We start from the raw sequence: 21,258 nt of genomic DNA, 5'->3' as shown, positions 1-21,258 counted from the left end.
CTCCCTTGAAAAAGCCCCTGAAGACCATGATGAAATTCCGTTCCCTCGCGCTGACGTTCGCGGCGCTGATCACCCTTGCCGCCAGCGCCCAGGAGGGCATGTGGCTGCTGGACAAGCTCAAGGCCATCAACGAGGCGGACATGCGCCGCATGGGCCTGAAGCTCACCGCCGACGACATCTACAACATCAACGAAAGCAGCCTGAAGGACGCCGTGGTGCGCCTGGGTGGCGGTTTCTGCACCGGCGAGATGGTGAGCGCCGAAGGTCTCTTCCTCACCAACCACCACTGCGGGTACAGCGCGGTGCAGGCCCTGAGCAGCGTGGCGAACGACTACCTCACCGATGGCTTCTGGGCCAAGACGCGCCAGGATGAATTGCCGGTGGACTTCGGCGTGAGTTTCCTGCAACGCATCGATGATGTGACCGCGCAGGTGCTGGCCGAGCTGAACGACGGCATGGCCGAGGAGGAGCGCAGCGCCAAGGTGCAGGAGGTGGGCATGCGCCTGCGGGCTGAAGCGCCCAAGGGCAACGGCCTCAGCACCGACTTCAAAGTGATGTACGAGGGCAATGAATTCTACCTCTACACCTACAAGACCTACCGCGACGTGCGCCTGGTGGGCACCCCGCCCAACGCCATCGGCAAATTCGGCGGCGATACGGACAACTGGATGTGGCCGCGCCATACGGGCGACTTCGCCATGTTCCGCGTTTACGCCGGTGCGGATGGCGAGCCCGCCGACCGCAGCGACAGCAACGTGCCGCTGAAGCCCAAGCACTTCTTCCCGGTGAGCATCGCCGGTGTGGAGGAAGGCGACATCGCCATGGTCATCGGCTTCCCCGGCAGCACGGACCGCTTTCTCAGCAGCCACGGCGTGAAGCTGGCCCTGGACATCGACCAGCCCAGCCGGGTGAAGATCCGCGGCGCGAAGCTGGACATCATGAAGGAGCACATGGACGCCAGCGACGAGGTGCGCATCAAGTACGCCGCCAAGTACGCCCAGGTGAGCAACTACTGGAAGTATTTCATCGGCCAGCAGCGCGGGCTGAAGCGCCTGCGCGTGGAGGACAAGAAGCGCAAGCAGGAAGCGGAACTCATGGCCTGGGTGGATGCCGATCCCGCACGCAAGGCGAAGTACGGCGAGATGATGGAACTGCTGCGCCACGGCTATGCCGAGCGCAGCAAGTTCGAGCGCGCCAGCACTTACATGCAGGAGGCCGCCTTCGGAAGTGAGATGGTGCTGATGGGCTTCCGTTCCTACGGCCTGCTGAACCAGCTGCGCACCGATGAGAAGAACGCCGCCGCCGTATCCGCCATGGTGGCCCGCACGCAGGCGGCCGCCGATGGCTTCTTCAAGGACTACGACGCCGCCACCGACCAGCGCATCACCGCCGCCATGTTCCGCATGATCTCCCAGGATGTGGAGCAGGACCTGCAGCCCGCCGTGGTGCGCGACATCGCCAAGAAATACAAGGGGAACTTCGACGCCTGGGCCAAGGCCGTCTTCAGCACCAGCATGCTGGTGGACCGCAAGAAGCTGGACGCCTTCCTGGCCAAGCCCACGCGCAAGGCCATGGAGAAGGACCTGGGCGTGCAGGCCATGGAGGGCTGCATCAACCACTTCCGGAACATCCTCGGCCCCGCCATGGCCGCCAGCGAAGCCGACACCGAACGCGGCTACCGCCTGATGGTGGCCGCCATGCGCGAAAAGGACCCCGCACGCATGTGGTACCCCAACGCCAACAGCACCCCGCGCCTTACCTACGGCAAGGTGGGCAGCTACTTCCCCGCCGACGGCATGTGGTACAAGCATGTCACCACCCACCGCGGCATCCTGGAGAAGGAGGACCCCACCAACGAGGAGTTCATCGTGCCCGCGCGGCAGAAGGAATTGCTGCTGGCCAAGGACTTCGGCCGCTACGCCGATGCCAACGGCGACCTGATCATCGGCTTCATCAGCGCCAACGACATCACCGGTGGCAACAGCGGCAGCCCGGTGATCAATGGCAACGGCGAACTCATCGGCATCGCCTTCGACGGCAACTGGGAGGCCATGAGCGGCGACATCGCCTTCGAGCCCGACCTGCAGCGCACCATCAGCGTGGACATGCGCTACGTGCTGTGGACCATCGACAAGTTCGCCGGTGCCAAACACCTGGTGGATGAGATGACCGTGGTGGAGCGCAAGGCCCCCGAGCCCGTGAAGGTGGAGGAGGCCGTGGTGCCCACCAAGCCGGCCAAGAGCCCCGCGCGGAAGTGACCGCATCACTTGCGGAACAAGAACGGCGGCCCGCCGGCCGCCGTTCTTGTTGGTCCAGACGCTGATCGCTACCGCACCTTCACCGCCCGCTTCACCAGCGGCTCACCATCGAGCAGCAGCGTCACGTAGTACACGCCCGGTGCCAGGTGCGCGGTATTCCAATCATAGCTGTGGTCTCCCGCCGAGGCCAGGCGCTCATGCAGCACCTGGAGTTGTTTGCCGTCGCCGCTGTTCACCAGCAGTTGCACGCGGCCCGCGTGTTCCAGCGTGTAGCGCACGGTGGTGGCGTCGGTGAAGGGGTTGGGATCGATGCGCAGCCAACGCTCCAGGGCGGGGTCCTGCTTCACCTGGCCGTAGCCGTCCATCGGCCCGGGCTGGTAGGACTTGTCGGTGTCCTGGGCGCAGCAGGCGGCCAAGGACTCTTCAAGCTGGTCGAGTCGTTTCTGTTGCTCATTGAACGCCGCGATCAAATACGGCACCAGGCCCGTGTAGTTGATGGCCTTGATCGTTTCGGCCGGCGAGAGTTCAACACCAAGGGTATCCAGCAATGCCGGAATGCTGATGTCCCGGACCAACTGGGGCAGGACATCCTGAAGGTCCTGGGCCATCAAGCCAGCTTGTATACCCTCAGGTAAAGCGGCGCTCAAGTGTTCTTGCGCCAAGTAGTGGTAGGTCTTGGGTGTGAGCTGTGCCAGGGTCGCACTGGCCCCTTGAAGATCTTCCACACCCGTTTTCAGCTCCGCATCGGAAGGCGTCCACACACCGCCAGGATGGTAGCCGGTCCCCGTCACGTGAACATCTCCGTTGAAGTAACCCGCGTAACTGTTGGCGTCCACAGGAGCTTGGGCATAAACGCCGTAGCGTGTTCCTGTACCTCCTGAGACCCTTGCATGTACCGCGTAGTTGGTGGATCCCTGGACAATGCTCGAACTGGAAGCCATCACCCCATAGTTGAACGATCCAGCTTGGTTGCCTGATGCAAGCACGCCGCAACTTTGGCCCACACCGGCGCCAAGCGCGAGGGCTTGAACGCCGTAGGTCCCGGTCGTTCCCTTGGCCGCCTCGAAATATCCACCATGGACCGTGGTGGCGGTACTGCTACTGGGGACAATTTTCGCGTCCACACCTCGTACGGTGCCATGTGCATTGCCAGGTCCCATTTCGATGCGGAACTGCCCCCCGAGAATTTCGTTCACACTCGCATTGGCCGCAGCGGCCACTCCCCCATAGACGCCTCCGGCCCCAATGGCTGGACTGAAGGCATGGCTATAGGTGTAAACACCCCACATCCTGTTCGTTCCGCTCTGCCCTGATGTATTGCTCACCGAGCTATGCACACCATAGGCGATGGCGGCATTCTTCACCCTGGAGCGTATGCCATATGCGATACCCGGGTTGAATCCCAGCGAAGGTTCATTATTCGTCACATCAAGGCCGTAGGTGGTGCCTGTGGTACCCTGTTGGTTCACAAGCAACGCCGTGGCCGCTTCGCTGCCTGGCGTGGCCAGCACATGCAGCTTGCCACCAGGCGTGGTGTCCATGCCGATGCCCACCCGGCTGGTTTCCCCGGGGCAACCGCCGGGCGCGCCGGCCCAGGCCGTGCGCTAGTGGTTGGGGCCGATCACCTGGTCCCACTCGCAACCCAAAGTGCCCGGCGGAATGTTGCGCCAATGCACCACGCCCGTTTGGTCCACCACCATGAAGCGGTTCAGCGTGTCCATGGGAGCGGATGTGGGCAATTGCCGGATGCGCAGGCGGCCATTGAGCAGGTCCACGCGTTCGGTGGGTTGCAGGCCTTGCAACTGCCAATCTCCCACGCCAAAGAAGCCGGCCGGATGCATGCGGGCGATCTCCCGGCCATGCAGCCCGCTCACATTGTAGTTGCCTCCTGAATATCCGGCGGCGAAAAGGAACTTCAACACGTCCGGACCTGCCGGTGCGCCATCGTTGTCCGCCCATTGGATCACGGCCGAGGTCTGGTCATCACCTTCCTCCACCTTGTGTCCGATGTACATCTGGTCGTTGTTGGTGGTGAAGGTGATGCCGTTGTCCATCCACGGCCGGTAGACCTGCTCCAGTGGCGATGAACTGCCATCGTGCAGGTGCAAGCGGCTGAAGGGGCCCTTGTTGGTGGGCCACAGGCTGTTGTTCGGACTCAGCCCCAGGTAGCCGTCCGCCGCTGGTGTGGCAAAAGAGCCCAGCGTGTAGGTCACCGTATGGTTCAACCGCATCCGTTGGATGTTGTGCGTGTAGAACTCGATCGGCTGGTTCAGATCATGCCGCACCCGCAGCGGGAAATTGTTGGCCGGAAAGGTGTTGTCCCAACCCAGGAAATCGGTTCCGGCGTTAGCCACGTTATTGGCAGTAGTCACTTGCCCCGCCACCTTGCCGGTGGTGAGCAACAGCGCACCCAGTATCAGGTGCTTCAAGAAGTCGTTCGTTCTCATGTCCTTTCGTGTTTTCGGTTCATCGAAAGGACCGGAACGATGCGCCCTATTCGGCCAATACGAACTTGTACGATTCCACTTGGTCGCGATGCGCCGTGCGCAATACGTATGTACCCCGCGCCCAAGACCCCACTTCCAGTACCCAGCGATCACTCGTGATACGCCCCTGCCACAGCAGGCGCCCCACAGCATCCAGCACCTGCGCTTCAGCTCCGTCCCGTTGCGCCACCACCAACTGGTCATGCGCCGGATTGGGGAACAGCACCGGGCCTGTTGGCAGCACCTCACCCACACTTTGCCCTAGATCACAACCCTCCGGGCTGGGCGATACACAGACCGCATCCACCAGGGTGTATGCGCGCGGCAACCAGTACCAGGGAATACCCTCTGGAGAAAACTGAAGCGTATCTGTCAGGGCATTGCTGAAGAACTGCCCGATCATCACGTACTGGTAGGCACTGTCGGCCACGAAGCTGCCGCTCACCAAGGTCCAGCCCACTGTATCCGAGAGGATCTGCGGGTGCATGATGTGCGCATGGTTCGGAGGGACGGGGTAGGGATCGCCCACGTTCCAAGGAGGCATGGCCGTGGTGGTGAAACGCATGCCCACCTTGTCGTTGGCCAGCCATATCGTAGGATGCTGTGCGTTGCCCCCGAAGGCCGCATTCGCCCGGAAGCTGCCGTAGTAGGTCTGGCCCACCACCAAAGGTTCCAGTAAGGGCACCATGATCCATTCGCGACCCTCGATCGAGCCACTTTGTAAGTATGTGATCATACCCGCGCACGAAGCACCCTCGAACGGCTCCTGGTAGGTGACGAAGTTCATGGGCAGTCCTTGGAAATGGCCGTAAGGCAGACAGCTTTGCAGGTAGTCGGGGGTTCCATTGATTCGAAACCAGGAAAGCGGCCCTTTGACGCCGAATTCATTTGCCTGACAGATGTCGAATTCCTCGAACCCCGGGTTGGGCACGAGGTTTTGGGCGAACGTGGTGGTAGGTGTGCAGTGAACCGCCATTACAAAGGCCGATCCAAGCAGCGATCCATGCTTGCGGAGGTATGTACTGGCGGTGTGCATCGTGTTCGTGTTCGTATCGGCCGGAAGCATCGTTCCGGTCCTCTTCCGCTGGAGATAATGCCCCATCCGTCGCGGGATGCGGTGGGGCATCCGAAAGATAGACCGCCTTCGGAACGGGAGCGCTGCCTACTCCACTTCAGCAGCGTGTCTCTATCTGTGCTTACCCCAGCCCTGCTGCTTTGCGGCTTTCGGGCCGGGGCCGTCGCAAGCGCTGTTTGGTGCGCAGCGCGGATCGGTCCCCAACGGCGCGTATCGTTACCGAACGATAGCTGTGGAAAGCCGATGCACTATTGTCTGAACGGGGATGGTTGCCGCCGCTACCTTGTGGCGTTGGAAGATCAGCGGTCCAGCGGTCCAGCGGTCCAGCGGTCCAGCGGTCCAGCGGTCCAGCGGTCCAGCGGTCCAGCGGTCCAGCGGTCCAGCGGTCCAGCGGTCCAGCGGTCCAGCGGTCCAGCGGTCCAGCGGTCCAGCGTTCCAGCGGTCCACCGGTCCATCGGTGCGGCGGTGAGAAGGATCCATTGCACAGGCCGGGCGTTCATGATGGTGAATGCAGTAGAAGTATCCATTCCGTGTGCGCTTGGTGGATAACTCGAAAGGTCAATTGTTGCCTAAACGAACTTCATCCGGTCCACGCCCCAAAGGGATGCCGTCGAGGTTGTCGCTCCATTGGATCACCATTTCGGCGAAGTCCAGATCACCGTGTTTCTGGCCCACGTACCCCTGGTCCGCATTGCCCGTGAAGGTGATGCCGTTGCGCTGCCAGTCCCGGAAACCGAACTGCTGGGCGTTGTCGTCCGCGTCGGCCAGGTGCAGCAGGCTGAAGGGGCCGGGGCCGTTGGCCCACAAGGTGCCGTTCGGGCTCAGGCCCAAGGCGCCGTTCTTCGCTTGGGTGGCGAAGGAGCCGATGGTGTAAGAGGTGGTGTGGTTGAGGCGGAACCGTTGGACGTTGAACGTACGGATGTCCATGGGGGCATTGTTGAGCGCCCCAAGGAAGTGGGTACCCGGTGTAACACCGGGATTCCCAGTATCCAGCCAATTCTGCGCGTGGGCTCCAGAAACGATGCCCAGAAGCAAAGAGACGATCGACTTTCTCATGTCTTCAAGCGTTGCGCTCAAAGACCCCTTCATTCCTTGACGAACCTCAATGTCATTGACAGGTCATACCCCCGGAACTGCGCGATGTACATGCCGGAACGAAGCGAAGCATTGACAGGTATCCGCATGCCCTGTTGCAGCATCAAGCTGAAATGCTCCAGCAATCTGCCCGAAGCATCCCACAGGAAGTACTCCACCTGCGTCGCATTGTATCGACCCATCATGTTCAACCCGGTCCCATCCCACCATGCGGAGGGAGAAGCCTCGTGGATACCGGAACCCGTCAGGAGTTGGACCCGCACATCATCAAAGAAGTAGTAGGCGTTCGGGTAGGGACTTGACGGGTTCGCCATTGCGGCGTCCACATCCTCATCCAGGTCGAAGTTCCCGATCACCAACCACTGTTCACCTCCGCTTGCTATAAGCGTATCCTTGATGTGTTCCCACGAATCCTCCTCCAACAGGTGGCTGGTCGATGGGCTTCGCAGTCTGATCTGCGGCTGAACATCCAGGCGCCCGGGCGAGAGTGCTTGCAGGCTGTCCGTTCCAAACCAAGCTCCAACGTGGTCCATCGCATACACGAACCCTTCAGCTCGGGAGTATCTCAGCGACACTTCATAGGCTTGCCCTGCGACCAGGGGGGCATGCAATCGGACCATCGCGTATTCACGCACCATGCTGCCGGGACCATCCCACAAATAGCATCCAGCGAACCGCAACCCCTCGTAAGCGGCTTGTGCGCCTAAGGGTCCCGGGGCGACCGTATCCATGGCATATCCACAGATACGGTCCAGATCGCAGTCCCAGACATCGGGTGTGCTGGTGGTCGGGTTACGCCAATGGGCGGCCTTCAGCATGGTACTTTGGGTAGGCACTTGGCAATTCACGGCGTCCTCGAAGCTCGGGTTGGGCACCAGGTTCTGGGCCGTTGCTGTCGCAGCGATGGCAAGGATCGTCAAGGAAAGAAGGAATGCTTTGAGCATTGTTGTTCTCCTTTCTGTTGTGGCGCTCCTGGGTAAGGTAGACAGCGCACCACCAAGGATGCGCTGCCTGCCCGTGCGGGCGGGCCTGTGGCCCACCCGCCGTACCCGGCGCCCTTGGGGCCATGCACCTGCTCCCCAAGGGTCTGTACCTTTGCTTCAGCTTGTGTTCATCTTACGTCAGAGTTTGGTGGGACATGAGTGACCAAAGCCCTCGGTGCGCAAACACTGGGGGCTTCTTTGTTGCGCCGGGGTGGCGCGTCATTGTAGAGAGAGAGAGAGAGAGAGAGAGAGAGACCGCTGCCACCGTCGAGGTAACGGAGAACCCAAGCCGACAATTCTTGGCGGCCAGAGGCATAAGGTCGTGCTGTAAGCGTGGGGCACATGTGGAGCAGGAGCTTACAAGGATAGCCAGGCCAGAAGCCCCTCTACAATACCCTGGGCAGGGTATTTTTTACGAGACCGAACTTGTAAAAGCGATCCCTTCGATGCTGGACTGTCAAGGCTGCTCCATGGGCGGAGTTTCCCCGGTCCATATGGTGGCGCGAAGGACCTGTCCCGGGCTTCCTTCCCGCCCCACCCCCTTTTCTACCTTTGGCGCCCGCCGGCCGCAGGGGCCGGCACCATACCAGATACGATCCATGGCGAAGATGAAGACCGCGGACATCGCGGCATTGCTGGGCAGCGATGCGGCCAACCTGTTGGAACACCAGTGCAGCACCATATCCCGCAAGCAATTGCACCTGCCGGGCCCTGATTTCGTGGAGCGCAGCTTCGGCCCCAGCGACCGCAGCCCCCAGGTGTTGCGCGCCTTGCAGACGCTTTACGGCAGCGGCCGTTTGGGGGGCACGGGCTACCTGAGCATCCTGCCGGTGGACCAAGGCATCGAGCACAGCGCCGGGGCCAGCTTCGCGCCCAACCCGGCCTACTTCGACCCGGAGAACATCGTGAAGCTCGCCCTCGAAGGCGGTTGCAACGCGGTGGCCTCCACCTATGGCGTGCTGGCCGCCAGCGCCCGCAAGTACGCCCACAAGATCCCCTACATCGTCAAGATCAACCACAACGAGTTGATGACCTATCCCAACAAGTTCGACCAGGTGCTCTTCGGCACGGTGGAGAGCGCGTGGGACATGGGTGCCGTGGCGGTGGGCGCCACCATCTATTTCGGCAGCCCGGAGAGCACGCGCCAGATCACCGAGATCGCCGAGGCCTTCGACCGCGCGCACGAGCTGGGCATGGCCACCATCCTCTGGTGCTACCTGCGCAACCCCGGCTTCAAGACGGGCGGCACGGACCACCACACCGCGGCCGACCTCACCGGGCAGGCCAACCACCTGGGGGTGACGATCAAGGCGGACATCATCAAGCAGAAGCTGCCCGAGGTGAATGGTGGCTACAACGCGCTCAGCGGTTACGGCAAGACGCACAAAAAGGTCTACAGCGAACTCACCACCGACCATCCGATCGACCTGTGCCGCTACCAGGTGGCCAACTGCTACATGGGCCGCATCGGCCTGATCAACAGCGGCGGGGCCAGCAGCGGCGCAAGCGACCTGGCCGAGGCGGTGCGCACGGCGGTGATCAACAAGCGCGCCGGCGGGCAGGGCCTCATCAGTGGCCGCAAAGCCTTCCAGCGCCCCATTGCCGAAGGGGTGGCGCTGCTCAACGCCATCCAGGACGTTTATCTGGACAAGGGTGTCACGATAGCATAGACCGTTGGAGGTCGAAGTGTTGAGGGGTCGGAGGTCGCAGACGCTCGTTCCCCAAGGACAACCTTCAACATCCAAGCTCCAACGCCCCAACTTCCCCCAGGAAATAACTTCGCTCCCCCAACACGCCGCCATGGGCTGGTTCACACGCGTCAAGGAAGGCATCACCACCAGCACCGAGGAGAAGAAGGAAACTCCCGAGGGGCTTTGGTACAAGTGCCCGGAGTGCAAGGAGGTGATGACCGCCGACGACCACGAGAACAACCTGTGGGTGTGCGCCCACTGCGGCCACCACGAGAAGATCGGCAGCGCCAAGTACTTCGCCATCCTCTTCGATGAGCAGAAGTACACCGAACTGGCCCCGGAACTGATCGCCGGCGACCCGCTGGCCTTCGAGGACACGAAGAAGTACACCGAGCGCCTGGCCAAGACCCGCGCCGAGACCGGTTTGAACGATGCGATAAAGGCGGCTGAGGGGAACCTGGACGGCCACCCGGTGGTGATCGCCTGCATGGACTTCCGCTTCATCGGCGGCAGCATGGGCAGCGTGGTGGGCGAGAAGATCGCCATCGCCGCCGACCGGGCCATGAAGCGCAAGTGCCCCTTGGTCATCATCAGCAAGAGCGGTGGTGCCCGCATGATGGAGGCCGGCTTCAGCCTGATGCAGATGGCCAAGACCAGCGCCAAGCTGGCCCAGTTGTCCCGCAAGAAACTGCCCTACATCAGCATCATCACCGACCCCACCACCGGTGGCGTCACGGCCAGCTTCGCCATGCTCGGCGATCTGAACATCGCAGAACCCAAGGCCTTGGTGGCCTTCGCCGGCCCCCGCGTGGTGCGTGAGACCATCGGCCGCGACCTGCCCGAGGGCTTCCAGACCAGCGAATTCGTGCTGGACCACGGCTTCCTGGACAAGATCGTGGCCCGCAAGGACCTGAAGCCCACCCTGGCCAAGCTCTTCGGCTTCTTCCTTAGCTAAGCCTATGATCGCCAGGCCATTCCACAGTGCCAATGGGCAAAGGGCAAGGCAGCAGGCCAGAGGCATAAGGGATACTGGCCCACCAGACGCCGGGGATCCATAAGTTCCTATCTTCGCGGCCTGTTAACAACGACCATGTACCTGACGAACGAGGCCAAGGAGGCCATCTTCACCGAGCACGGAGGCAACGCCAAGAACACCGGTGGTGCCGAAAGCCAGATCGCGCTGTTCACCCAGCGGATCGACCACCTCACCGAACACCTCAAGCGGAACAAGAAGGACCACGGCACCGAGAAGGCGCTGATGGCCATGGTGGGCAAGCGCAAGCAGCTGCTGGGCTACCTGAAGAAGTACGACATCGAACGCTACCGGGCCATCATCGGCAAGCTCGGTCTGCGCAAATAAGCCATGGGGAACGCCGCCACAGCGGCCATACCTGCGGGCACATCCTGATCGAATAAGGGGGCGATCGTGATAGCACGATCGCCCTTTTTCATAACCCCGCCGCGGGAGGCCCGCTGCGGAAGACACAGTAGAAGAGAGGACAAACGAAGACAGAACAAGAAGATGAGACCAGAAGGAACCAAGAGAACGATCGACCTGGGCGATGGAAAGGCCATCACCATCGAGACCGGCGTACTGGCCAAACAGGCCGACGGCGCCGTGACGGTGCGCCTGGGCGATACCATTCTGCTCGCCACGGTGGTGAGCACCAAAGAAGCCCGCGAGGGCATCGACTTCCTCCCCCTGACGGTGGAGTACCGCGAGAAATTCAGCGCCGCCGGCCGTTTCCCGGGCGGCTTCTTCAAGCGTGAAGCGAGACCCAGCGACCACGAGGTGCTCACCAGCCGCCTGGTGGACCGCGCCATCAGGCCGCTCTTCCCAGATGACTACCATGGCGACACCCAGGTGATGATCTCCCTGATGAGCGCCGACAAGAAGAACCCCAGCGATGCCATCGCCTGCCTGGCCGCAGCGGCCGCCCTGGCCGTGAGCAACATTCCCTTCGCAGGCCCGGTGAGCGAAGTGCGCGTGGCCCGCATCGGCGGAAGGTTCGTGGTCAACCCCCGCGTGGAAGAGATGGCCGAGGCCGACATGGACCTGATCGTGGCCGGCACCGATCGCGACATCCTCATGGTGGAGGGTGAGATGAAGGAGGTGCAGGAGGCCGACATGATCGAGGCCATCAAGGTCGCCCATGAAGCCATCAAGGTGCATTGCGCGGTGCTGAAAGAACTCGGCGCGGCCGTGCCCAAGAGCCAGGTGAAGCGCACCTATGAGCACGAGAACAAGAACCCCGATCTCGAGAAAAAGATCCACGACTTCTGCTACCAGCGCTACTACGACCTGGCGATGGTGCCCAGCAGCAAGGACGAGCGCCACGAGAAGTTCGGCACCGTGAAGGAGGAATGCCTGGCCACCCTCAGTGAGGAGGAGCTGGCGGACAAGGCGATGCTCGCCCGCTATTTCAAGAAGACCCAGAAAGCGGCCGTGCGCAATGTGGTGCTGGACCACCAGAAGCGGCTCGATGGACGCCGGACCGACGAGATCCGCCCGATCTGGAGCGAAGTGGACGTCCTGCCCGGCACGCACGGCAGCGCCATCTTCACCCGGGGCGAGACCCAGGCCATCAACCTGCTCACGCTGGGCAGTTCCATGGACGAGCAGACCATCGATCTGGCCACGAAGAAGGGCAGCGAGAACTTCATGCTGCACTACAACTTCCCCAGCTTCAGCACCGGCGAGGTACGCCCCATCCGGGGACCCGGCCGGCGAGAGGTGGGCCATGGCAACCTGGCCCTGCGCGCGCTGAAGCCCGTCATCCCCGGTTTGCCGGAGAACCCCTACACCATCCGCCTGAATTGCGACATCCTGGAGAGCAACGGATCCAGTTCCATGGCCACCGTGTGCAGCGGCACCCTGGCCCTGATGGACGCCGGTGTGAAGATCAAGGCCCCGGTGAGCGGCATCGCCATGGGCATGATCAGCGACGGCAAGCGCCACGCGATCCTCAGCGACATCCTGGGCGACGAGGACTTTCTCGGCGACATGGACTTCAAGATCTGTGGCACCGCCAAGGGCATCACCGCCACGCAGATGGACATGAAGGTGGACGGTCTGCCGTACGAGGTGCTGGCCCAGGCATTGGAACAGGCTCGCGTAGGCCGCCTGCACATCCTGGGCGAGATGCTCAAGACCTTGGACAAGCCGCGTGAGGACTACAAGCCGCACGCCCCACGGATCATCACCATCGAGATCCCCAAGGAAAGCATCGGCGCGGTGATCGGTCCCGGTGGCCGTGTGATCCAGGAGATCCAGGCCGAGACCGGCGCGCACATCAGCATCGACGAGGTGGATGGCCGCGGCGTGGTGGAGATCATGAGCGAGAACAAGGCGAGCATCGACGCCGCTCTGGCCCGTGTGAACGCCATCGCCAACCCGCCCCAGGCCGAAGTGGGCGCCAACTACAAAGGCAAGGTGAAGACCATCATGCCCTATGGCGCCTTCGTGGAAGTGATGCCCGGCGTGGATGGCCTGCTGCATGTCAGCGAGCTGGAATGGCGCCGCATCGACCGTGTGGAGGACGTGTTGAAGGAGGGCGACGTGATCGAATTCCAGGTCACCGGCAAGGATCCGCGCAGTGGCAAACTGAAGCTGAGCCGCCGAGTGCTGCTGCCCAAGCCCGAGGGCTGGGTGGACCGCCCGGAGGGTGGCAACGGCGAACGCCGTGAGCGCCGCGACCGGGACGACCGTCCGCGCCGCCCCATGCGCGACCGCGGTCCGGAACAGAACTGATCCGGGCACATCGCCGGAAAACCTTGCGCGAGCCGCCCCCAACAGGGCGGCTCGCCGCGTTGGATGCCGCGCCGTTCCCCGGCCCGCCGTGCCGCGCAAGGGATGCGGGTAACCTTGACCATGACCTGGCGTTCAAGGCCCTGCACTTCGCAAAACACAACAGCTCGGCATGGCAAGGATGAGGCAGTTGAAGATCACCAAGCAGGTGACGAACCGGGACACGCCGTCCCTGGACAAGTATCTCCAGGAGATCGGCAAGGTGAAACTCATCACCGCCCAGGAGGAGGTGGAGCTGGCCCGGCGCATCAAGCAAGGTGACACCGGAGCGCTGGAACAACTGGCCAAGGCCAACCTGCGCTTCGTGGTGAGCGTGGCCAAACAATACCAAGGCCAGGGCCTCAGCCTGCCCGACCTCATCAGCGAAGGGAACCTCGGACTGATCAAGGCCGCGAGCCGCTTCGATGAGACGCGCGGCTTCAAGTTCATCAGCTACGCCGTGTGGTGGATCCGCCAGCAGATCCTGCAGAGTCTCGCCGAACAAGCGCGCATCGTGCGCCTGCCACTCAACAAGATCGGCTCCATCAACAAGATCAACAAGGCTTTCGCCAAACTGGAGCAGGAGCATGAGCGCCCCCCGACCGCGCATGAGTTGGCCGAAGTGCTGGAGATGACCCTGGAGGAGGTGAAGACCAGCCTGAACAATACCGGTCGCCATGTGAGCATGGACGCCCCCCTTCGCGATGGGGACGACAGCGGCACCATGATGGACGTGATGCACAACGACGACATCCCCAATCCGGTGGACAGTCTCATGAGCGACAGTCTGCGCACGGAGATCGAGCGTTCGCTGTCCGTGCTGGCCGGCCGGGAATCCGATGTGATCCGGCTGTACTTCGGACTCAACGGCAACCAACCGCACACCCTGGAAGAGATCGGCCAGAAGTTCGACCTCACCAGGGAACGTGTCCGCCAGATCAAGGAGAAGGCCATCCGCCGCATGAAGCACACCAGCCGCAGCGGGGTTCTGAAGGCCTATCTGGGTTGATGATGGCCGGAGGTTGATCAGCCCGCCGTATCTACCGCAGGGAGGCTGCCGGCAGGCAGGTTGAGGGTTGGAAGCTCGGTGAGCGGCTACCTTCGCCAAGCATGCCACACCTGCTCGCCCCTTCCCTGCTGTCCGCAGACTTCGCGGAACTGCGCAAGGCCGTTGATCTCATTGAGGAAGGCCCTGCGGCCTGGCACCACATCGACGTGATGGACGGGGTCTTCGTGCCCAACATCAGCTTCGGCCTGCCGGTGATCAAGAGCATCCGCCGCCACGCGAAGAAGCCCTTCGATGTGCACCTGATGATCGTGCGTCCCGACCAGTACATCAACGCCTTCCGCGATGCGGGAGCCGACCACCTGACCGTTCACTACGAGGCCTGCCCGCATCTGCATCGCAGCATCCAGGCCATCAAGGCCGCAGGCATGAAGGCCGGTGTGGCGATCAACCCGCACACCCGGGTGGACCTGTTGGAGGATGTGCTCGCCGACATCGACATCGTGTGCTTGATGAGCGTGAACCCCGGCTTCGGTGGTCAGAAGTTCATCGAGCGCACCTATGCCAAGGTCGAGACGCTGGTGGCGCTGCGCGAGAAGACCGGCTCCAAGGCCTTGATCGAGATCGACGGCGGTGTGGGTGAGGACAATGCGAAGCAGCTGGCCGCCACCGGAGCCGATGTGCTGGTGGCGGGGAACAGTGTGTTCGGTGCCACGGAACCGACAGCGGCCATGGCACGGCTGGCGGGCTGACAAGCACAGGACCCCCTATGCGAAAGGGCCGCTCCCTTGCGGGAGCGGCCCTTTGCTATGCCTTGTTTCGAGGGATCGCGTCCCTCGAAACTACGGCTGCACCACCAGCCGCTTCACGTGCTGCTGCTCCCCGGCGATGATCGACACCAGGTAGGTGCCGGCGGCGATGCCACCGAGGTCGAAGTTGGTGTAGAGATGTCCGCCTTGGGTGGCGATCTCGCGTGCCATCACGCGTTGGCCGCTCAGGTCGTAGAGGTCCACGGCCACGGCGCCCACCTCGGCGGCCAGCTCATCCAGGGTGATCCACACTTGCTGGCCGTTGTTGGGGTTGGGCCAGAGGGCCAGGTTGCTGGCGGCCTCGCCTTCCAGGGCCAGGTTCTCGTTGCCCGGCGCGGCGCTGGGCACGATGGTCACCTGACAGGTCCAGCCCCATTCGCACCACGTGCCGCCATTGTCCTTGCTGGCGCGCACACGCACCTGGTAGCTGCTGCCGGTCTGCATGGCGGGCTGGCTGCTCCAGTTCAGGTGGCGCTGCACGCCGGTGGTCTCCAGAATGGCCGTATACGTCTCGTTCGCATTGGTGAACTCCCACTGGTAGCGGTTGGCACCGGCCACCGGGCGGCAGAAAATGCGGTTGGCCAATTGGTTGGGCCCGCCCCAGATGCGGTCCACGCCGCAGCTGAAGTTGGGGTTGCCAGGAATGTCGTTCAAGCCCGTGGGGTGGCACTGGGCCAGCACCGGATCGAGCACCACGCGGCAGGCGGGGCCGTACTCACCAATCGGGTTGCCGGCCACCACGCCGCGGATACGCACGTTGTAGAGCACCCCGTTCTGCAGGTGGCTGGCGGCCGCCCAGTTGTTGAGCTTGATGTGGCAGGCGCGCACCGCGTTGTTGGGCGCGAAGCCATCACTCACGGTGTGCACGCGCGTCTTGCGGAAGCTGAGGCCACCGTTGGGGTCGTAGAACCAGAACTCGTAGCCGCTGGTGCTGGCATATGGACCGCCGAACTCGGCGCTCACCGTGGCGTTCTCGCTCGCCACCAGGTAGTCGCCGCTCTTCCACCAGTAGCGGTCGCAGCTGGTGTAGATGGGCTCATCGCTGCCGATGAAGCCATTGGTGATGCAGAAGCCCTCGTTGTTGCTGATGCCGCTGTCGCCACCGGGACCCAGCACCAGGTTGCCCCGGTTGTCGATGATGCGCAGGTTGCCGTAGGCGCTGGAAACATTGGCGGAATCCAGCACCAGGCGATAGCCGCCGGAGACCACGTTGCCGCCGCTATTGGTCACGCGCAGGTAGTAGCAGCCATCGGGCACGCAGGTGGTGGCGCTGCCGGCGCCGGGGCCAAAGCCGCCGGTCTGCACGGCGATGTTCGTAGACTGCTCGTAGATGGTCCACACCACATCCTGGTAGTTGGTGGTCTGGTCGTAGGCGATGTAGAGGTCGGCGGTGCAAGGCTCACCTGCACAAATGCAATCACCACCCAGCACATCGAGCACCGTATCCGGGTAGCCATCGTCGCAGGGGTCGCCCACCTCGCCGAAGACCAACGGGCAGCTGTCCACACAATCCGGAATACCGTCGCCATCACCATCGGTGAGGTCGATCGATACCGTCACATCGTCGGAAGTCGTGCAACCGCTGGGGTGGGTCACGGTAAGCGTGAAGGTGATGTCCTCATCGATCTGCACGCCGGTGGGGTTCTGTGCACCGCTGCTGAAGCCCGCCGGATCGGAGGTCCAACTGTAGGCCGGAATAGCTGCGCCGCTGACGGACACGTTGTCGATCGCCCAGCCACCATTGCCAAAAGTCTGCCTGTACCGGAACTTCAGATACAGCGTGGGCTCGCCGACATAGGCGTTCAAACTCAGCACCTGGTTGAAGAAATTGGTGCGGGAACCGATGCTGGTATTGGGGTAATTGGCGACCGTGGTCCAAGCCGAGCCATCGGTAGAAACTTCGACACGTCCGAATCCATTGAAGTCGAAGATCTCCAGGAAATGGAAGAAGGACAGGCTCGCGGTACTGACTCCCAGGGTACTGAACGGGGGACTGATCAACTCCACGTCGGCCGTACCCGAACCACCTTGAAGCGTTCGGCTGGCAAGGAAGAATTGCGAGGCATCATTGCTGTTGATGGCCCCTGACCAACCCCCACCGGGATTGTATCCGTTTGGCCGCAGGGTCCAATCCGCGCCATTGGGAGGAGAACCGCCTGAGGAATTGTTCACGTTCGTCCAAGAGCTGGTGGGCGCGTTGAATCCTTCATTCAGCGGAAAATGCGGCGGCAACGTGGAAACCGCGCCAAAGAGGTCGACCTCATCACCCGCGCAAACAGCCAGTTCGCTCGCATCGGCGGTGACGCCTGAAGGCGCGGGCAGAATGGACACCACCACCGCAGGACTGGTGCCCGGGCAGCCGTTGGTGGTGACCGTCACGGTGTAAGAGCCCGCCGCACTGGCCACGATGCTGGGATCGGTGCTGCCACCGGGCACCCACAAGTAGCTGTCGCCCGCAATGGAGGATGAGAGCGTGACACTGCCACCGGGGCAGAAGCTCACAGGACCACCGGCATTGACAGTCGGCGCGGGTGTGGGATATACGGTCACCTCCACTTCGTTGGAGAAGCTGTCGCCATCCGGTATGGTCTCGTTCACACAGCGCGCACGAAGCACGAAGTAGTAGGTACCCGGTGCCAAAGCGCTGGAAGAGAAATTCAATGTGGTGGCACCGGTGCCTGTGGCGTTGCTGTAAGGCCCGCCGGTCACGTTGGAGACCATCCACTGGTACACGATGCCCGAGTCGGTATTGACCGCATCGCTCTCCAGCACGGCGCTCTCGCCATCGCACAACTCGGTGTCCAAGGCCGATGCGGTGCCCGCATCGGGCAGGCCACTGCACGGGCTGCCTGCGGAGAAGTTCCCCGCGTCGGCACCGATGTCAACCGGTGTGGTCAGCGGATCGGTGCGGTCGTCACCGTCGAAGTCCACGGCCACCGCCGCGATCAACACGCCCGTAGCGTCCACCGGAGAACCGGATGCGGGCTGGATGTGCAGGTCCACCGCGCCAACACCGGTGGCGGGTCCCTCGGGCGCGATGAAGAGCGGGTCAGAGGAGAAGCTGTTCTGGTCCTTGGTCGCCGGGGCGAAGCTGGCCTGCCAGGCGGCCAGGTCGATGCGGTTGGCGCCATTGTTCCCCAACACACCGCCCGTGCCAGTAACCCGCAAGCAGTTGTGGTCGCTGGTGAGGTTGGTGTTCATGTTGGTCGAGTTCACCCGGATGGCCAAATGCGAACCCGACCCGGAACCATTGGACCGTGCGTTCCATAGGATGTTGTTCCTGATATCACGGGTGACCGTCACATTACTGAAAAGCGCCCACGTATTGTTGGTGCCGACCACACCGGCTCCTCCGATGTACACGCTATTGTGCCAGATGGTATTCGTACCACCATTCTCGTAGATCCCATTGATGAAGATCGAGGGTGTGATGGAGGCTCCGTCAGCATCGATCCCAAGCCGCACCATGTTGTTGCGGATCGACGCGCCGCCTGAGCCGATATAGATCCCATTCATCGTACCACCACCGCTGCCAAGCCGGAGCGAATGGATGAAGTTGCCCTCCACCACGTTCGTGGCGGAAACCACGGCCTCGAAGTTGATCCCGGTCGCCGAGATACCTCCGAGCGCGTTCGTGTTGCTCAAGGAATGGATCGTGTTCCCTCTGATGACCCTGGTGCCCGTATTGTTCTGACATACGATACCCCCGACAGAGACCGTACTATTCGCTCCGGTCCCATTGGCGGCTGTCAGGTTCCGTATCAGGTTGTTCTCCGCCGTGAGGTTCGCATCGAAGAACATGATGCCTTGCACCTGCGTGGCCGTATTGGTGGTGGTGCTGCGGATGGAGTTGGCCACCGTGCCGCCGATGGTATTGCCATTGCAGGTCCAGTTGGTGCCCGCAGCATTGTTCGCCCGCATGCCATAAAAGCGGGAAGCGGCGACACCCGTGCCACCCACAGTGATGCCACCGATCTGGTTGCCGTTGGTGTTCAGCGTACCCGCCCCGTTCTTGTGGATGGCGTTCACATCGGCGTTTGAGCCACTGGAGGTGGTGAAGGTGATGGCGTCCAAGGCGGACTGGCTGCCGATGGTGTTGTTGTTGATGTTGATGGCGCCGACGTTGCTGCCGATGAGGCGCACAGGCACCGATGCGGCCAATGTCCCGTTCATGGCTCCGCTCAAAGCGATGGCGGTGATGGTATTGCCCGTGACGTTGGAAGGGAGGACAGAGGCGGTGTTCAGGAAGATGGGCACGAAGGTGGACCCGCCGATACCACTGAAGGTGTATGTACCCGTGCCCGTGGATGAGGCGTAGCCGATGGTGTTGCCGGTCACCTGGAAGCCATTGCCGTTGGCGTTGGCGATCCAGATGGACGAATGCTGGCTGCTGCTGGTGAGACTGCGTGCGGCGGTCTGGTAGAAGCGGTTGTTGCTGATGGTAAGCTCGGTGGTGCCGTCGTTGGAGCTGACATAGACGCCCGCGCTCGGACCCGCGCCGAGGAAGAAATCGTAGATGCTGCAGTTGTCGATGACGTTGCCGCTGCTGCGCAAGGCTTCGGAACCGCTGCTGCCTCCGAAGTGGAAGGCCTTCACCGGCAGGTTGCTGCCCGCCGGGCCCACATCGCAGAAGCTGATGGTGTTGTTGTCGCAGCCTGTGGCGATCGCCCCTGCGCCGAAGAATACCACGCCACCATTGGTGGTGATGGCGCTGTTGCTGAACGATCCCAAAAGCGTACAACGCGTGACCAGGTTGTTCACCGCGTCCGCGATGAATTGGATGGTGCAGGTGCCGCTGGTGGTGCCGTTGTTGGTGTTGGAGATCGTGAGCGAATTGCCGCCGGTGTTCAGGCCATCGATGGTCACGTTGTCGGCGCCATTCAAGTTGATGAGCGGTGCGGCCAGGTTGCCGGTGATGGTGCGCGATGCACCACCACTGGGCTGGACGGTGAGTGTGGTCCAGGCGCCCTGGTTCAGTACGGCGGTGCCCGTCTCGGTGGTGTTGCCCGTGATCTCCACGAGGATGTTGGCGCCGCCTTGCCCACCACCATTGATGGCAGCGAACGTGGTGGTGCATGTGGTGTGGAACACGCAGGCCGAGAACATCCCGGACGCATTGATCCAATCCGTGATCCAGCAAATGGACCAGGACTTCAACGCGGAGAATCCGGACCTCGCCTCGGTGCGCCCCGCCTTCGTCAATATGATCGGCAACCCGGACATCAGGTTCTGCCTGGCGCAGGTGGACCCTTGGGGCGATCCCACCAACGGCATCACGCGCACCTTCACCACGGCCACCTGGTTCGACCCCAACTGGCAACCACACGCCATGAAGTCGCCTCCGCTGGGCATCAGCGCGTGGGATCCCTCCAAGTACCTGAACATCTGGGTGTGCGACATCAACGGCGGTTCCTGGGGCATCGTGAGCGGCTACACCTACCTGCCCACAGGCGGCATGGCGGGCAGCCCCAACGACGGCCTGGTGATCGACTACCAGCACGGCATGACGCTCACCACACGCACCGCCACGCATGAGGCGGGCCACTATTTCGGCCTTCGCCACACCTTCGACGGCAACAGTTGTTTCAGTGACGACGGCATCGCCGATACGCCCAATACCGATTCCCCGACCTGGAGCTGCGGGAATAGCAACCTGCAGAAATGCGGCACCTTGACACAATTCGAGAACTTCCTCGATTATGCGCCCTGCCTCAGCATGTTCACCACACAACAATGTACCTACATGAACGGGGTACTGAATGGCCTTCGGGCGAGCCTGCTGACCGCCACGGGATGCGGCCTGTCCACCGCCATGCCCGAGCATGGCACGCCTGGGATCCGCATATTCCCGAACCCCACCCAAGACCTATTGGTGGTGGAAGGACTAGGCCCGGGTACGGTCCATCTGAATTACTACGATGCCTTGGGGCGCTCCGTCATGAAGGAACTGGCCACTGGGCCGGTGCATCGGTCGGACCTGACCAACCTCCCTGCGGGTGGGTATCTGCTGTCGATCCTGGAGCAGGACCGCAGGGTGGTCATGCCGCTGATCGTCAGTGATCGATAAT

Annotated in this window: 15 protein-coding genes; 8 read left to right on the top strand and 7 right to left on the bottom strand. The window is 62.3% G+C overall.

Features of this window, described 5'->3' with window-relative positions:
- The first annotated feature begins 5 nt into the window (after positions 1-5).
- Positions 6-2,258, top strand: a complete 2,253-nt coding sequence (locus KIT10_15125; GenBank protein ID MCW5900596.1) for a S46 family peptidase — start codon at positions 6-8, stop codon at positions 2,256-2,258.
- A 68-nt stretch (positions 2,259-2,326) separates the two neighbouring features.
- Here KIT10_15125 and KIT10_15120 read toward each other — a convergent pair whose 3' ends face one another.
- From KIT10_15120 to KIT10_15095, 6 genes are all read right to left on the bottom strand, one after another.
- Positions 2,327-3,799 carry a tail fiber domain-containing protein gene (locus KIT10_15120; GenBank protein MCW5900595.1) on the bottom strand — a complete coding sequence of 491 codons (1,473 nt, stop codon included), beginning with the start codon at positions 3,797-3,799 and terminating at the stop codon, positions 2,327-2,329.
- A gap of 63 nt (positions 3,800-3,862) precedes the next feature.
- Positions 3,863-4,705 (bottom strand): hypothetical protein, encoded by an 843-nt coding sequence (locus tag KIT10_15115; GenBank protein MCW5900594.1) that lies wholly within the window; start codon positions 4,703-4,705, stop codon positions 3,863-3,865.
- A gap of 46 nt (positions 4,706-4,751) precedes the next feature.
- A complete protein-coding gene (locus KIT10_15110; GenBank protein MCW5900593.1) occupies positions 4,752-5,531 on the bottom strand; it encodes a T9SS type A sorting domain-containing protein in 780 nt (259 codons plus the stop codon).
- 587 nt (positions 5,532-6,118) lie between these two features.
- On the bottom strand, positions 6,119-6,319 hold the full coding sequence (locus KIT10_15105; protein ID MCW5900592.1) for a hypothetical protein: 201 nt from the start codon (positions 6,317-6,319) through the stop codon (positions 6,119-6,121).
- 58 nt (positions 6,320-6,377) lie between these two features.
- Positions 6,378-6,746: a hypothetical protein gene (locus KIT10_15100; GenBank protein MCW5900591.1), complete on the bottom strand. Its 369-nt coding sequence runs from the start codon at positions 6,744-6,746 to the stop codon at positions 6,378-6,380.
- A 158-nt stretch (positions 6,747-6,904) separates the two neighbouring features.
- A complete protein-coding gene (locus KIT10_15095) occupies positions 6,905-7,732 on the bottom strand; it encodes a hypothetical protein (protein ID MCW5900590.1) in 828 nt (275 codons plus the stop codon).
- 773 nt (positions 7,733-8,505) lie between these two features.
- On the opposite strand from KIT10_15095, the gene KIT10_15090 reads away from it, so the two are divergent.
- From KIT10_15090 to rpe, 6 genes are all read left to right on the top strand, one after another.
- Positions 8,506-9,567, top strand: a complete 1,062-nt coding sequence (locus KIT10_15090) for a class I fructose-bisphosphate aldolase (GenBank protein MCW5900589.1) — start codon at positions 8,506-8,508, stop codon at positions 9,565-9,567.
- A gap of 130 nt (positions 9,568-9,697) precedes the next feature.
- Entirely contained in the window at positions 9,698-10,543 is an 846-nt protein-coding gene (gene accD, locus KIT10_15085; GenBank protein ID MCW5900588.1) for an acetyl-CoA carboxylase, carboxyltransferase subunit beta, read from the top strand.
- Positions 10,544-10,678: 135 nt separating this feature from the next.
- A complete protein-coding gene (rpsO, locus tag KIT10_15080; GenBank protein ID MCW5900587.1) occupies positions 10,679-10,948 on the top strand; it encodes a 30S ribosomal protein S15 in 270 nt (89 codons plus the stop codon).
- Positions 10,949-11,110: 162 nt separating this feature from the next.
- A complete protein-coding gene (locus KIT10_15075; protein ID MCW5900586.1) occupies positions 11,111-13,339 on the top strand; it encodes a polyribonucleotide nucleotidyltransferase in 2,229 nt (742 codons plus the stop codon).
- 178 nt (positions 13,340-13,517) lie between these two features.
- Positions 13,518-14,384, top strand: coding sequence for an RNA polymerase sigma factor RpoD/SigA (locus KIT10_15070; protein MCW5900585.1), 867 nt, complete (start codon positions 13,518-13,520; stop codon positions 14,382-14,384).
- A 101-nt stretch (positions 14,385-14,485) separates the two neighbouring features.
- Complete coding sequence (gene rpe, locus KIT10_15065; protein MCW5900584.1) at positions 14,486-15,133, top strand: ribulose-phosphate 3-epimerase; 648 nt, start codon at positions 14,486-14,488, stop codon at positions 15,131-15,133.
- A 90-nt stretch (positions 15,134-15,223) separates the two neighbouring features.
- Here the strand turns inward: rpe and KIT10_15060 are convergent, their stop codons facing one another.
- Positions 15,224-20,281 carry a T9SS type A sorting domain-containing protein gene (locus KIT10_15060; GenBank protein ID MCW5900583.1) on the bottom strand — a complete coding sequence of 1,686 codons (5,058 nt, stop codon included), beginning with the start codon at positions 20,279-20,281 and terminating at the stop codon, positions 15,224-15,226.
- Here KIT10_15060 and KIT10_15055 point away from each other — a divergent pair.
- On the top strand, positions 20,244-21,257 hold the full coding sequence (locus KIT10_15055; GenBank protein MCW5900582.1) for a zinc-dependent metalloprotease: 1,014 nt from the start codon (positions 20,244-20,246) through the stop codon (positions 21,255-21,257). The genes KIT10_15060 and KIT10_15055 overlap by 38 nt on opposite strands.
- Position 21,258: the final 1 nt, after the last annotated feature.

The organism is Flavobacteriales bacterium (genome assembly GCA_026129465.1).
Taxonomy (GTDB): Bacteria; Bacteroidota; Bacteroidia; order Flavobacteriales_F; family PHOS-HE28; genus PHOS-HE28.
This window is presented reverse-complemented; position numbering and strand designations above follow the sequence as displayed.

Excerpts from the sequence above, each read along its gene's own strand:
- KIT10_15090 (MCW5900589.1), top strand. The coding sequence starts at position 8,506 with ATGAAGACCGCGGACATCGCGGCATTGCTGGGCAGCGATGCGGCCAAC.
- KIT10_15095 (MCW5900590.1), bottom strand. The coding sequence starts at position 7,732 with ATGCTGAAGGCCGCCCATTGGCGTAACCCGACCACCAGCACACCCGAT.
- accD (MCW5900588.1), top strand. The coding sequence starts at position 9,698 with ATGGGCTGGTTCACACGCGTCAAGGAAGGCATCACCACCAGCACCGAG.
- KIT10_15105 (MCW5900592.1), bottom strand. The coding sequence starts at position 6,319 with ATGAACGCCCGGCCTGTGCAATGGATCCTTCTCACCGCCGCACCGATG.
- rpsO (MCW5900587.1), top strand. The coding sequence starts at position 10,679 with ATGTACCTGACGAACGAGGCCAAGGAGGCCATCTTCACCGAGCACGGA.
- rpe (MCW5900584.1), top strand. The coding sequence starts at position 14,486 with ATGCCACACCTGCTCGCCCCTTCCCTGCTGTCCGCAGACTTCGCGGAA.
- KIT10_15075 (MCW5900586.1), top strand. The coding sequence starts at position 11,111 with ATGAGACCAGAAGGAACCAAGAGAACGATCGACCTGGGCGATGGAAAG.
- KIT10_15115 (MCW5900594.1), bottom strand. The coding sequence starts at position 4,705 with ATGAGAACGAACGACTTCTTGAAGCACCTGATACTGGGTGCGCTGTTG.
- KIT10_15110 (MCW5900593.1), bottom strand. The coding sequence starts at position 5,531 with ATGAACTTCGTCACCTACCAGGAGCCGTTCGAGGGTGCTTCGTGCGCG.
- KIT10_15100 (MCW5900591.1), bottom strand. The coding sequence starts at position 6,746 with ATGGACATCCGTACGTTCAACGTCCAACGGTTCCGCCTCAACCACACC.
- KIT10_15120 (MCW5900595.1), bottom strand. The coding sequence starts at position 3,799 with ATGGACACCACGCCTGGTGGCAAGCTGCATGTGCTGGCCACGCCAGGC.
- KIT10_15070 (MCW5900585.1), top strand. The coding sequence starts at position 13,518 with ATGAGGCAGTTGAAGATCACCAAGCAGGTGACGAACCGGGACACGCCG.
- KIT10_15055 (MCW5900582.1), top strand. The coding sequence starts at position 20,244 with ATGGCAGCGAACGTGGTGGTGCATGTGGTGTGGAACACGCAGGCCGAG.